Here is a 12411-nt window from a genome sequence, read left to right as displayed (position 1 = left end):
TATTTGTGAATGCCCGGCGGTGCGCGTTGCGTTCCGCGAGAGATCGCCCTATATGGCAGCTTTAGCGGAGCTTGAGCACCAGATGGCAGACTCAACGGCAGATGCAGGCAATGTCCCTTCCGCCGAGGCCGACGACCATTTCCATGACGAATGCGGTGTGTTCGGCATCTTCGGCCGGCTGGACGCGGCGGCCATCGTCACACTCGGCCTGCACGCCCTTCAGCATCGCGGCCAGGAAGCGGCCGGCATTGTCTCCTATGATGGAACACAGTTCCATGTCGAACGCCATGTCGGCCTGATCGGCGACACCTTCACCAAGAAGCGCGTCATCGACAGCCTGCAGGGCAATCGCGCCATCGGCCATACGCGCTACGCCACGACAGGCGGCGCCGGCGTGCGCAACATCCAGCCCTTCTTCGCCGAGCTTGCCGAGGGCGGGCTTGCGGTCGCCCATAACGGCAACCTCACCAACGCGCTCACCGTGCAGCGCGCGTTGCAGAAGCAGGGCTCTATCTTCTCTTCGACGTCTGACACCGAAACCCTGCTGCACCTTGTCGCTACCAGCAAGGAGCGCGATTTGAATTCGCGCTTCATCGACGCGGTGCGCCAGGTCGAGGGCGCTTTCTCGCTGGTTGCGATGACAGCCAAGAAGATGATCGGCTGCCGCGACCCGCTTGGCATCCGGCCGCTGGTGCTGGGCGACCTCGATGGCGCCTGGATCCTCGCTTCCGAGACCTGCGCGCTCGACATCATCGGCGCCCGCTTCGTGCGCGACATCAAGCCCGGCGAGATGGTGGTGGTCACCTCGAAGGGCATCGAGAGCATCTTTCCGTTCGAGCCGCAGAAGACGCGCTTTTGCATCTTCGAATATGTCTATTTCGCGCGGCCGGATTCCTCGGTCGAAGGCCGCAATGTCTACGAGGTGCGCAAGCGCATCGGCGCCGAGCTGGCGCAGGAAAACCCGGTCGAGGCCGACATCGTCGTGCCGGTGCCGGATTCCGGCACGCCGGCCGCGATCGGCTTTTCCCAGGCCGCCGGCATTCCCTTCGAGCTCGGCATCATCCGCAACCACTATGTCGGGCGCACCTTCATTCAACCGGGCGACTCGATCCGCCACATGGGCGTCAAGCTGAAGCACAACGCCAACCGCCGCATGATCGAGGGCAAGCGCGTGGTGCTGGTCGACGATTCGATCGTGCGCGGCACCACCAGCCAGAAGATCGTGCAGATGGTGCGCGACGCCGGCGCGAAGGAAGTGCACATGCGCATCGCCTCGCCGCCGACCAGCGCATCCTGCTTCTACGGCGTCGACACACCGGAGAAGTCGAAGCTGCTCGCATCGCGCATGTCGGTCGAGGAAATGGCGGAGTTCATCCGTGTCGATTCGCTCGGTTTTCTGTCGATCGACGGGCTCTACCGCGCCGTCGGCGAGGCGCGCCGCGACGATGACCAGCCGCAATTCTGCGACGCCTGCTTCACCGGACAATACCCCACCCGCCTGCTCGACTTCGAAGGCCACGACAATGTGCGCACGCTGTCGCTGCTGGCGTCGAGCGGGTCGTAATATTTGTTTTGACGCAATTCCGGACGGAAAACCGTAGAACACTTTTCCTGGAATTGCTTTAGCTCACGGACATTCTCGCATGACCCTCGACCTTTCCGGCCGCGTGGCGGTCGTAACCGGCGCCTCGCGCGGCATCGGCTATTTCATCGCCAGGGAACTGGCGGCGGCCGGCGCGCATGTGATCGCGGTCGCCCGCACGGTGGGCGGGCTGGAGGAGCTTGACGACCAGATCAAGGCCGATGGCCGCGGCCAGGCGACCCTGGTGCCGCTCGACCTGACCGACATGCCCGGCATCGACCGGCTGGGCGGCGCGATCCATGAACGCTGGGGCAAGCTCGATATCCTGGTTGCCAATGCCGGTGTGCTCGGCGTCATCTCGCCGATCGGCCATGTCGAGGCCAAGACCTTCGACAAGGTGATGACCGTCAACGTCACGTCGACCTGGCGGCTGATCCGCTCGGTCGACCCGCTGCTGAGGCTCTCAGACGCCGGCCGCGCCATCATCCTGTCGTCCAGCGCGGCCCATTCGGCGCGCGCCTTCTGGGCGCCCTATGCGGCTTCCAAGGCGGCGGTCGAGACGATGATGCGTTCCTGGGCGCATGAGACCGAGAGCCTGGCGCTCCGGGTCAATGCCGCCGACCCAGGCGCTACCCGCACGGCGATGCGCGCGCAGGCGATGCCCGGCGAGGATCCGGAGACGCTGCCGCATCCGTCCGAGATCGCCAAACGTATCGTGCCTTTGGCAAGCCCGGAGTTGAAGGAGACGGGCCTGATCTTCCGGGCCAAGCACAACCGCTTCGTCGCCTACCGGCAGCCGGAATAGGCCTGCTGAAAGTAGAACTGAAGACGGATGAAATAGCCCTCCGGCAACGTTCTTCGAATGTAGAACATTCGAAAACCGGAGGATCGACATGCGTAGACCCACTCTCCTTGCCGCCACCGTCATTGCCGCGGCACTCGCGGCCACAGCCGGCGTGGCCCTCTCGCAAGACAAGACCATGAGCTTCTTCGTGACCAGCGTCGGCTCCGGCAAGGGCGCCGATCTCGGCGGCCTGAAAGGCGCCGATGCCCACTGCGCGTCGCTGGCGGAAGCGGCCGGCGTCACCGGCAAGACCTGGCATGCCTACCTGTCGAGCAGCACCGAGGACGTGCGCGACCGGATCGGCAAGGGTCCGTGGTTCAACGCCAAGGGCGAGAAGATCGCCGACGATGTCGCCTCGCTGCACAGCGACGCCAACGGCATCAGCAAAAAGACGGCGCTGACCGAAAAGGGCGAGACGATCAACGGCCGCGGCGACACGCCGAACCGGCACGACATGCTGACCGGCTCCAAGCCCGACGGCACCAGGATCGCCGACCAGACCTGCGGCGACTGGACGATGAGCGGCGCCGAGGGTGTTGCCATGATGGGCCATCACGACCGCACCGGGCTCGACGACTCGGCGGCGGCGAAGTCGTGGAATTCCTCGCATGCCTCGCGCGGCGGCTGCAGCCAGGAGGCGCTCAAAGGCACCGGCGGCGACGGCCTGTTCTACTGCTTCGCGGCCGAGTAGGCGCGGTCGTTCACGGGTCTGTGACCAGGGCGGTGGAAGCGTGTGCCGCTGCCCTGCTTTCGCCGTGCCGAGGGAGTTGCTAGGATCGGTCTGACTCCGACATTCGAGCAAAGTGAGGAATACCCATGGCTGCCACCCCCAGCGTAGCGTTGGTCTGGTATCTTGTGATCGCCGGACCGCAAGGCGGCATGGTGGTGCTGCCGAGCACCTTCGACACCCGCGAACAGTGCACCAACGCCATAACCGAATACCAGAAGCAGCCAACGCCGCAGGGCTGGGCCGTGCAATGCGTGCCGAGCGCCTCACCCTTCACCGATGAAGGCGATGCGGAGACGCCGTCCGCGCAATAGCGGGGGGCAGATCTCTCCTCCCTTGAACGGCGCGACCTTCTGCTTCGTCATCCTAGGCGGAGCAAGGAGCGAAGCGATGCGCGCAGACCCTAGAATCCATGCCGTTACGCTAAGGCGTTGCTGCGGTTACAGAATTCTGCACCGCTGCGCGTCAAGGCATGGATACTCGGGTCATGCCCGAGTATGACGAAGGCATGGGCCGCGCCGTAGAGCCAGGTGCCTGACGTCGGCGGGACAGCGTCCCCTCTGCCCTACCGGGCATCTCCCCCACAAGGGCCCTTGAGGGGGAGATTGGCAGCCTCAGCGCCCCGCGCTCACCGTCAACGCCGGCTTGTTGTTGATCGTCTGGAACACCACGCAATAGCGTTCGGTGAGCTTCATGAGCGAATCGATGCGCTCCTGCGGCTCGTCGGTGTCGAGGTCGAACTTCAGCCTTATCTCGCGAAAACCGACCGGCGCGTCCTTGGCGACGCCGAGCGTGCCGCGAAAATCGAGGTCGCCCTCCGCCTCGACGGTGGCGTTGCCGAGCTTGAACTCCAGCGCCGTCGCCACCGCCTTCAGCGTCACGCCGGCGCAGGCGACCAGCGCCTCCAACAGCATGTCGCCCGAGCAGAGCTCGAGACCCGAGCCGCCGGTTGCGGGATGAAGCCCGGCAACCGCAAGCGCCCTGCCCGTCTCCACCTTGCAGGCGATCGACTGGTCGTCGAGCGTACCGCGCGCCTTGAGCGTGATCAGCGCCCTGGCAGCATCGTCGCGATAGGCTTCCTTGAGCGGGGCCTGCATGGCCTTGAGTGCTGTGGAGTCCATTTTGCGGGTCCTTTTCGTCGACTTGTTGCTGCATCGCCATTCGCCGTCGGATCGAGATTTGCCCCGATCGATCGGCAAGGCAATGCATTTATCCCTGCCGCCGCTCCGCCCCAGGTCCTCACCGTCGAAAGGAAGGGCGAGCGGCCCTGCTTCCTTGGTTCGTGGCAAGCCGGGAAAGTACCTGCCATCCCTCTCCTGGACTTGCTCCAGCCGGCATCCGGGTATCCCAAATGGGACATTGACGGACGATCCCCCGAAAAGTCTGATCCGGACGAGTGTCGTCTGCCATTTTCCGGTGCCCCACATGCCACGTACCCTTTCGACGAAGCCGAAACAGGACGGATTTCGCGCGCCCGGCGAGTTCGAGCCCAAATCGGGGTGTTGGCTGATTTGGCCGGAGCGGCCGGACACCTGGCGCCTCGGCGCCAAGCCGGCGCAGAAGCTGTTTGCCAATGTCGCCGCGGCGATCGCGCAAAGCGAGCCGGTGACGGTGGCGGCATCGAGCCGGCAGTGGCAGAACGCCAGGGCCCGCCTGCCCGAGCATGTGCGCGTGGTGGAGATGTCCGCCAACGATTCCTGGCTGCGCGACAGCGGCCCGAATTTCGTCGTCAACGATCAAGGCTCCGTGCGCGGCGTCGATTGGACCTTCAACGCCTATGGCGGTTTCGATGGCGGGCTCTACGCGCCATGGGACCTGGACGACCTGGCGGCGCAAAAGGTGCTCGAAATCGAGGGGATGGATCGTTATCGCGCGCCGCTGATCGCCGAGGGCGGAGGCCTGCAATGCGACGGCCAGGGCACGCTCATCACGACGGAGCAATGCGTGCTCAATCGAAATCGCAACGCCCATCTCGGCAAGGCCGAGGTGGAACGGCAACTGGGCGACTATCTCGGCGTCGACACCATCATCTGGCTACCGCGCGGCTTTGCCTTCGACGAGACGGACGGCCATGTCGACGATGTCTGCTGTTTCGTGCGCCCCGGCGTGGTGGTGTTGAGCTGGACCGACGATCGCGACGATCCGCAATATGAGATCGTACGGGAAGCCGAGGAAGTGCTGCGCTCGGCCCGCGACGCGCGTGGCCGTGCCCTCGAGGTGCATCGCCTGCCTCATCCCATGCCGATCGAGATGACGCCGGAAGAAAGCGAGAGCCTGGACCGGCTCGATTCGACTTGGGCGCGACCGGCCGGCAACCGGATCGCGGCGAGCTACATCAACTACTATCCAGGCAACAGCGTCGTGGTCGTGCCTGAGTTCGGCTCCGGCCTCGACGTGAAAGCAAAGGCAAAGCTGGCCGAGCTGTTTCCCGACCATAGAATAGTCGGCATCGAGAACTCCCGCGAGATTTTGCTGGGTGGCGGCAATGTCGCCTGCATCACCTTGCCGGTCTATGCCCCACAACGATGTTGAGCGAAGGCGAACGCCGGCTACCGGCTGCGAAACAGAACTGAGGGCTGAGCAATCAATCGGTGCCAGCCTAGGCGAAAAGGAGGAGATTCATGCGCGCCCTGATCCTGTCAACGCTGCTTGCCGGGCTCGCCTGCGGCATCGCCAGCACGGCTTCGGCGGACGACGAAAAAGTCGTCAACGTCTACAACTGGTCGGACTACATCGCGCCGGACACCGCCGAGAAGTTCGAGAAGGAGACGGGTATCAAGGTTCGCTACGATGTCTATGACGGCAACGAGGTGCTCGAGACAAAGCTGCTCACCGGCGGCTCCGGATATGACGTGGTCTATCCTTCGGCCTATCCGTTCCTGAAGAACCAGGTGAAGGCGGGAGCTTTCCTTGAGCTCGACACGTCCAAGCTCGCAAACCACACGAAGATCGATCCGCACGCTCTTTCGCTGATCGCGGGCGCGGACCCGCAAAACAAGCATGCCGTGCCTTATATGGCCGTCACCGACGGCATCGGCTACAACGTCGCCGCGGTCAAGCAACGGCTGCCGGACGCGCCGACGAATTCCTTCGCCATGGTCTTCGACGTCGACGTCGTCAAGAAGCTCTCCGATTGCGGCGTGGCGATGATCGACGCCCCGGCCGAAGTCATCCCGATGGCGCTCAACTATCTGCATATCGACCCGCGGTCGACCAGTCCCGACGACCTCGCCAAGGTCGAGGAATTGATGGGCAAGGTGCGTCCCTACATTCGCTATTTCCATTCGTCGAAATACATCAACGACCTGGCGAACGGCGACATCTGCGTCGTGCTTGGCTGGTCGGGCGATATCCTTCAGGCAAGAACGCGTGCCGCCGAATCCGCCAAGAAGCTGGAGATCGCCTATTTGATTCCGAAGGAAGGCACGCTCATCAACTTCGACACTATGGCGGTGCCGAAAGATGCGCCGCACCCTAACAACGCCATGGCCTGGATCAACTTCAACCTGCGGCCCGACATCGCCGCGGCCAACTCCAGCTATGTCTCCTACGCCAACGCGATACCGGATTCGCTGCCGCTGATGGACAAGGCGGTCGCCGGCGACCCCGGCGTCTTTCCTCCCGACGACGTGAAGGCCAAGCTGTTCGTGGTCAGCAACAGCGACGCGAAGCTGCTGCGGTCCCAAAATCGTATGTGGACGCGCGTGGTGACGGGGCAGTAGGGCTGGCGCGCAACATCAGTTGCGTGCGGCCTCGCGAACGGCGGCCAGCAACTCCACCTGGGAGTGCACGCCGAGCTTGCGGTAGACCTGCTTGATGTGGTTGCGGGCCGTGCCCGGCGAAATGGAAAGGCTCCGCGCGATGGTCTTGGCGTTGCCGCCGTCGATCAGGTGCCGCGCGATCTCGCTCTCGCGCGCGCTGAGCAGGGACCGCGCGGCCTCGACTGCCCGGCCCTTGTCCCGGAGCCGGCACAAGTGAAACAATCTTTCCAGAACCAGCTTCGTTGCGCCGCCCGCGGCGCCGGCGAGCGCCAGGTCCTGCTCGCCAAAGGGCGGCGCGCCGTTGCGTCGGAGAAAGGTGACATAACCAGCGGTCAGCCGGTCGAGATTGAACACGCCGGTTATCTCGTCGAAGCTGTCGGAGGGGCCATAGAATTCGCGATAATAGGGCGAGCGCTGAAAATCGCCCCTGCGGAGAGCCGATAACGGCAACAGGAAATCCTGCCGGCTGCTGGCGAACCGCTGGAAGAAGGGATCCAGCCGGTAGACGCGGGCGTCGTAGTCGCGGTTCCAGCGATCGGGGCCGGCGTCGTCGATCGTCAGGGAGGTGATGTCACGGCGATAGAAGCCGACATAGACGCGATCGGAGCCGAGCAGCACCCCCGCCGCCGTGGTGAAGCGAGCCGACAATTCCTCGGGCGTCGCGGCGCCGGCCGCGGCGGCGACGCCGCCGCTCCAGCTTGCAAATCGGTCGAGGGAAAAATTCGAGAGCATTCGCGCCTAGCGTAGCGCATGCCGCCGCAAGTTCAACCTGGCGAATGGCGGCAAGGCGGACCGGTATGGCTGGCTCAGGCACCGTGACGGATCGCGAGGCCGAATAGTTGCTTTGACTTCGCAGGCCCAGGCCATACCTATTGCGGAACCCTTGCGGAGGCATCATGAGGTCCAAGCTGAGACTCGTCCCCTTCATCCTCCTGGCGCTTGCCGCCTTTTCCCAGCCGGCGCTCGCCGAAACGCCGGAACGCCCCGCCCCCCAAGGCGGCGTGCTGTCGCTGTTGCCGGCGCCGCAGGTGACCGAGCATTCGATCACGCTTGGCGGGCGCAAGCTGGATTACCAGGCCAAGGCCGGCACACTGTCGTTGTTGTCGGCCAAGGGCGAGGTCACCGCCGAGATCTTCTATGTCGCCTACACGCAGCAGTCGCCGGCGCCTGCGAAGGACCGGCCGATCACCTTCGTCTTCAACGGCGGACCGGGCGCGGCGTCGGCCTACCTGCATCTCGGCGCGATCGGGCCGCGCATCGTCGAGACCGCCGCCGACGGCGAATTCCGGCGGCCGCCGCAAAAGCTCATCGACAATCCCGACAGCTGGCTCGACATGAGCGATCTCGTCTTCGTCGATCCGGTCGGCACGGGCTACAGCCGCGAAGCGCCGGGGCACGAGCCGAAGGAATTCTGGAGCGTCGATGCCGACGCCAGCTCGGTCGGCGCCTTCATCCGCCTCTATCTGGCGCAGAACGGCCGCACCGGATCGCCGCTCTATCTCGCCGGCGAAAGCTACGGCGGGTTTCGCGCGGCACTGCTTGCCCGCACGCTGCAGGAGGATGTGGGCCTGAGCCCGAGCGGCATCGTGCTGATCTCGCCGGCGCTGGAATTCATGCTGGTGCGCCCCGACCAGTTCGACCAGTTGCACTGGGCGCTGGAGTTGCCTTCGCTCGCGGCAACGCGGCTCAAGGCCGACGGCGTCAGCGGCGACGCATTGCGCGACAGACTGGCCGAGGTCGAGCATTACGCGCTCGGCGATTACCTGACGGCGCTGAACAGCGGGCTGGAGCAAGGCGGCAAGCTCGCCAGCACGCGCGTGTCGGAGATCACTGGCCTGCCGCTCGAGCTTGTCCAACGCAATTTCGCCCGCGTCCCCACCGGGCTTTTCGCCAAGGAATTCCAGCGCGCCACCGGCAAGGTGCTCAGCCCCTACGACGCCACCATCGGCACCGCCGACATCGCGCCGCAAAGCGCGCGTGACGCCGGCCCCGACCCAGTGCTCGACCGCAGCGTTCCGGTGCTGACCTCCGCTTTCGTCGCCTATGCCCGCGACGAGCTCAACTACCGCACCGATGTCAGCTACCGGCTGCTCAATGGCGAGATCAGCCGCAACTGGGATTACGGCACCTCGGGCCAGGGCTATGCCGGCGTGATGAACGACCTGCAGCGCGCCCGCTCGCTCAACCCTGCGCTCGGCGTCGTCATCGTCAACGGCTATACCGACCTCGTCACGCCTTATCTCGCCTCGCGCTACCTGGTGAACCAGGTCCCCTCGCTCGCCAACGCCAAGCCGATCCAGCTCGACGTCGTCGAAGGCGGCCACATGATGTATCTGCGGCCCGACGGCCGGCGTGCATTGAAGGACGCGGCATCGGAGCTCTACCAGGCGACGCAATAGCTCCCGACAATTTGCAGATCTGCCTTAGATATCAAACGCGCCAAAATGTAGGCTTGCAACTTTCGGTACCTTGACGCCTTCTTGTTCCAAAACCTTCAAAATCACCCTGCCACAGAGCGTTACAGCATCTACGGCCAATTGACTGACCTTATCGTCCACTGCAAGTGTTCCATGAAACAACCCACTGCGAAGACTGTATAGGCGGTCCCATTCTTTTTTTAGTTCATCTAACCTCATTCGAGTTAGAACGCGCATGACTCCTTGCCGTAATCCAATTCGATGAAGGCTGCGACGCAACGCTTCGGCCACCTCCAAGCTCCCTTGATCGTTCTCGCTAGCATTTTTTTCCGCTTGTTCGGCGAAGCCCTCGAGCAAAGCCTTTTGCGCCTTTGTCCAGGTCTCATCTTGGCCAAGAGCTTCAACAGCCGAGAAGGCTAGAACGACTTGAGCGAGCGGCTGAGAGTTCATTAGGGCGAGATTCAACACCCGCACTCCTTGGATGACTGCCGTAATGTCCTTCGGGAGTGTTTCGCCAAGTTCTGCCAGCGCGCCCAGCAAATGACCCGGATCCGCTGTGACCCGGGCCTTCATTTCTCCAGCTGGGAAGCGGATCTTATCGTCGTCAGGTAAGATCAAAAGACCATGAATGTTTGGTGCGAGTCGCTCATCTGCCTGAAGCAAGCCCATGGATCGCGCAAATTCTTCATTCAGCCAAGAAGTAGGTCGATCTGATCCTACATCTGTACCCAAACGGGAACTGAGGGCCGCTATCTCCACGAGCAATCTGAGTCGATCACCAAAATTTTTCGCCTCCTCTTCTGTTCCGAACCCGTTAGCAGACAAAACAATCCACGTCGCCTGTGACAAGGGCTGATCTTTTTTTTGAGACCTAACCGTCACTTCTCGCCCCGAGAGCTCAACTGATCGGCTTATCTCATCGGTTGTTAGAGGTTTTCCGATCCTCACGCGAAGCCGAACACGAAATCCGATAGATTTGTTCATAATCACAATTCTCACTGAGGTATGGATTGATTGGGGTGAGTGTTGTTCGTGGGCTGCGCCAACGCAAGCGTCGCGCTGGAGCAGCGCAGCGCCTGTTTTCACCCGTATAGCTGCGGACATGGCTCCGCTGGACGGAGCCGCCTCACGCAAACCCGCTGAAACCGCATGGCCGATGTCGTCGTCCTTGAAAGCCGCGAAAGGGTGCTGGCCGGCATCCTGTTCACGGCCGCCGCCTATTTCCTGTTTTCGGCGCAGGATGCCTCGATCAAGCTGTTGGTGGTCGGCCTGACGGTCTGGCAGATCATGTTCGTCCGCTCGATCACGGTGCTCGTCGCCTGCGGCGCGATCGGCGGCAGGCGGCTGTTCGCCGACACGATCGACTCGCCGATCGTCAAGCCGATGCTGGTGCGCAGCGCCTTCACGCTCGCCGCCTGGCTTTGCTACTACAACGCCGCGCGCTCGCTGCAGCTCGCCGAGCTCACCACCATCTATTACGCCGCGCCGATCATCGTCACCGTGCTGTCGGTGCTGATCCTGGGCGAGACGGTGCCGCTGCTACGCTGGCTGGCGGTGTTCATCGGCTTCGTCGGTGTGTTCATCGCCTGCGATCCGACACGGCTCGGCTTCTCGGCGCCGGTGCTTCTGGTGCTGGCCGCGGCCGTGCTTTGGGGGATTGCCGTCGTGCTGTTGCGCAAGACGGCGCTGCAAGAGCGCACCATGATCCAACTCGCGCTCAACAATTTCTATTTCCTGCTCTTCTCGGCCGTGCCGGCGCTGCTCTGGTGGCGCATGCCCGACGGGGCGCAGCTGTTGTTGCTGCTCAGCGTCGGGGCGCTTGGCGGGGTGGCGCAATATGTGCTGTTCGAAGGCATGAAGCGCGCGCCGGTGTCGATTATCGCGCCGTTCGAATACACCTCGCTGGTCTGGGCCTTCGCGCTGGGCTACGCCATCTGGGGAGATCTGCCACGCACGGAAGTGTTGATGGGCGCAACGCTGATCATCGGCGCCGGCCTGCTCATCGTCGGCAACGAACGTTTCCGCAAACGGGAGCAGGCCTCATGACAGAAGGCTGTCAGCAGCAACCCAATAGTCTGGCGCCATGACGGATACGCTCGAATTGCCCGAAAAGGTTGCGCCTGCCGCCGACGTGGCGGCCGAGCGCACGCTCGGCATCATCCTGGTGTCGGCCTCGGCGGTCGCCTTCGCGCTCACCGGCGTGCTGACCAAGTCGATCCATGCCGATCCGCTGACCATCACCTGCTGGCGCGGCTTTTTCGGCTCGATCCTCATCAGCCTCTACGTGCTGTGGCGCCGCCGGCGCTCGGGCGGGCGCGAAAGCCTGAAACTCGGCTGGCGCGGCTGGCTGCTGGCGATCGAAGGGGCGGCGGCCAGCATCGCCTTCATCTCGGCCTTCAAATTCACCTATGTCGCCAATGTCGCCGTCATCTACGCGACCTCGCCCTTCATCGCGGCGCTGCTTGCCTTCGTGCTGGTGCGGGAAAAATTCCGGCTGCAGACGATGGTTGCGGCGGCGGTGTCGCTGTGCGGCGTCGCCATCATGGTGGGCGCCGGCCTCGGCAACGGGCACCTGTTCGGCGATGGGCTGGCGCTGCTGATGACCGCCGGCAGCGCGCTCTACATGATCATGGTGCGCGCCTTTCGCGACTCGCCGGTCGTGTGGGCGGGTGCAGTCTCCGCCTTCCTGCTTTTCGTGCTCGGCTGGTTCGTCACCGATCCGCTCGCGGTGTCCGCCCGCGACGTGGTGCTGCTTGCCACTTTCGGCTGCTCTTTCGCGCTGGCCTCGATCCTGTGGACGGAAGGTTCGCGGCTCATCCCGTCGGCGGAGGCCGGACTGCTCGGCTCGGCCGAAGTGCCGTTCGCCATCCTGTTTGCCCTACTGTTTCTCGGTGAAATCCCGCCGACGGCCAGCATTATCGGCGGCGCCATCGTGCTTTGCGCGGTTTTCGCGCATGCCGGCCGCGACTGGTTGAAGGCGAAATCGGCGCGTTCGTAAAAATATTTTGCCAGTCACGGAACCATCATTCGAGTCGGGCATTGTTAGTTCGACGGGTCACCCCCCAAGTCCCCCCACACCC

12 protein-coding genes are annotated in these 12411 nt (G+C 63.6%); 9 read left to right on the top strand and 3 right to left on the bottom strand.

Annotated elements, in window-relative coordinates; translation table 11 throughout:
- Window positions 1-82: 82 nt before the first annotated feature.
- From purF to FJ471_RS20360, 4 genes are all read left to right on the top strand, one after another.
- Window positions 83-1564: an amidophosphoribosyltransferase gene (gene purF / locus FJ471_RS20375; protein ID WP_140806383.1), complete on the top strand. Its 1482-nt coding sequence runs from the start codon at window positions 83-85 to the stop codon at window positions 1562-1564.
- A gap of 79 nt (window positions 1565-1643) precedes the next feature.
- Window positions 1644-2387 carry an SDR family NAD(P)-dependent oxidoreductase gene (locus FJ471_RS20370; RefSeq protein ID WP_140806376.1) on the top strand — a complete coding sequence of 248 codons (744 nt, stop codon included), beginning with the start codon at window positions 1644-1646 and terminating at the stop codon, window positions 2385-2387.
- Window positions 2388-2475: 88 nt separating this feature from the next.
- Window positions 2476-3117 (top strand): hypothetical protein, encoded by a 642-nt coding sequence (locus FJ471_RS20365; protein WP_140806374.1) that lies wholly within the window; start codon window positions 2476-2478, stop codon window positions 3115-3117.
- A gap of 125 nt (window positions 3118-3242) precedes the next feature.
- Window positions 3243-3467: a hypothetical protein gene (locus tag FJ471_RS20360; RefSeq protein WP_041008353.1), complete on the top strand. Its 225-nt coding sequence runs from the start codon at window positions 3243-3245 to the stop codon at window positions 3465-3467.
- 300 nt (window positions 3468-3767) lie between these two features.
- Here the strand turns inward: FJ471_RS20360 and FJ471_RS20355 are convergent, their stop codons facing one another.
- Entirely contained in the window at window positions 3768-4274 is a 507-nt protein-coding gene (locus FJ471_RS20355; protein WP_140806369.1) for an OsmC family protein, read from the bottom strand.
- A gap of 304 nt (window positions 4275-4578) precedes the next feature.
- On the opposite strand from FJ471_RS20355, the gene aguA reads away from it, so the two are divergent.
- On the top strand, window positions 4579-5685 hold the full coding sequence (gene aguA, locus FJ471_RS20350) for an agmatine deiminase (protein WP_140806361.1): 1107 nt from the start codon (window positions 4579-4581) through the stop codon (window positions 5683-5685).
- Between the two features lie 89 nt (window positions 5686-5774).
- Window positions 5775-6875: a polyamine ABC transporter substrate-binding protein gene (locus FJ471_RS20345; RefSeq protein ID WP_140806353.1), complete on the top strand. Its 1101-nt coding sequence runs from the start codon at window positions 5775-5777 to the stop codon at window positions 6873-6875.
- 15 nt (window positions 6876-6890) lie between these two features.
- Here FJ471_RS20345 and FJ471_RS20340 read toward each other — a convergent pair whose 3' ends face one another.
- Window positions 6891-7646, bottom strand: coding sequence for a LuxR family transcriptional regulator (locus tag FJ471_RS20340; RefSeq protein WP_140806346.1), 756 nt, complete (start codon window positions 7644-7646; stop codon window positions 6891-6893).
- 164 nt (window positions 7647-7810) lie between these two features.
- Here FJ471_RS20340 and FJ471_RS20335 point away from each other — a divergent pair, with 164 nt between their 5' ends.
- On the top strand, window positions 7811-9313 hold the full coding sequence (locus FJ471_RS20335) for a peptidase S10 (protein WP_140806338.1): 1503 nt from the start codon (window positions 7811-7813) through the stop codon (window positions 9311-9313).
- 24 nt (window positions 9314-9337) lie between these two features.
- Here FJ471_RS20335 and FJ471_RS20330 read toward each other — a convergent pair whose 3' ends face one another.
- The gene (locus FJ471_RS20330) at window positions 9338-10315 is read right to left on the bottom strand and encodes a hypothetical protein (RefSeq protein WP_140806331.1); all 978 of its coding nucleotides are present in this window, start codon (window positions 10313-10315) and stop codon (window positions 9338-9340) included.
- 165 nt (window positions 10316-10480) lie between these two features.
- On the opposite strand from FJ471_RS20330, the gene FJ471_RS20325 reads away from it, so the two are divergent.
- Both FJ471_RS20325 and FJ471_RS20320 read left to right on the top strand, forming a co-directional pair.
- Window positions 10481-11377 (top strand): DMT family transporter, encoded by an 897-nt coding sequence (locus FJ471_RS20325; protein ID WP_140806324.1) that lies wholly within the window; start codon window positions 10481-10483, stop codon window positions 11375-11377.
- A gap of 37 nt (window positions 11378-11414) precedes the next feature.
- Window positions 11415-12329: a DMT family transporter gene (locus FJ471_RS20320; RefSeq protein WP_140806317.1), complete on the top strand. Its 915-nt coding sequence runs from the start codon at window positions 11415-11417 to the stop codon at window positions 12327-12329.
- Window positions 12330-12411: the final 82 nt, after the last annotated feature.

This window comes from Mesorhizobium sp. B2-7-1 (assembly GCF_006440735.1).
GTDB lineage: Bacteria > Pseudomonadota > Alphaproteobacteria > Rhizobiales > Rhizobiaceae > Mesorhizobium.
Note: the sequence above shows the minus strand (reverse complement) of the source record. Positions and strands in the feature narration are given on the sequence as shown.

What these genes read in the sequence shown, in the direction of transcription:
- aguA (WP_140806361.1), top strand. Translation starts at nt 4,579, where the DNA reads ATGCCACGTACCCTTTCGACGAAGCCGAAACAGGACGGATTTCGCGCG.
- FJ471_RS20345 (WP_140806353.1), top strand. Translation starts at nt 5,775, where the DNA reads ATGCGCGCCCTGATCCTGTCAACGCTGCTTGCCGGGCTCGCCTGCGGC.
- FJ471_RS20330 (WP_140806331.1), bottom strand. Translation starts at nt 10,315, where the DNA reads ATGAACAAATCTATCGGATTTCGTGTTCGGCTTCGCGTGAGGATCGGA.
- purF (WP_140806383.1), top strand. Translation starts at nt 83, where the DNA reads ATGGCAGACTCAACGGCAGATGCAGGCAATGTCCCTTCCGCCGAGGCC.
- FJ471_RS20325 (WP_140806324.1), top strand. Translation starts at nt 10,481, where the DNA reads ATGGCCGATGTCGTCGTCCTTGAAAGCCGCGAAAGGGTGCTGGCCGGC.
- FJ471_RS20370 (WP_140806376.1), top strand. Translation starts at nt 1,644, where the DNA reads ATGACCCTCGACCTTTCCGGCCGCGTGGCGGTCGTAACCGGCGCCTCG.
- FJ471_RS20335 (WP_140806338.1), top strand. Translation starts at nt 7,811, where the DNA reads ATGAGGTCCAAGCTGAGACTCGTCCCCTTCATCCTCCTGGCGCTTGCC.
- FJ471_RS20360 (WP_041008353.1), top strand. Translation starts at nt 3,243, where the DNA reads ATGGCTGCCACCCCCAGCGTAGCGTTGGTCTGGTATCTTGTGATCGCC.
- FJ471_RS20355 (WP_140806369.1), bottom strand. Translation starts at nt 4,274, where the DNA reads ATGGACTCCACAGCACTCAAGGCCATGCAGGCCCCGCTCAAGGAAGCC.
- FJ471_RS20340 (WP_140806346.1), bottom strand. Translation starts at nt 7,646, where the DNA reads ATGCTCTCGAATTTTTCCCTCGACCGATTTGCAAGCTGGAGCGGCGGC.
- FJ471_RS20365 (WP_140806374.1), top strand. Translation starts at nt 2,476, where the DNA reads ATGCGTAGACCCACTCTCCTTGCCGCCACCGTCATTGCCGCGGCACTC.
- FJ471_RS20320 (WP_140806317.1), top strand. Translation starts at nt 11,415, where the DNA reads ATGACGGATACGCTCGAATTGCCCGAAAAGGTTGCGCCTGCCGCCGAC.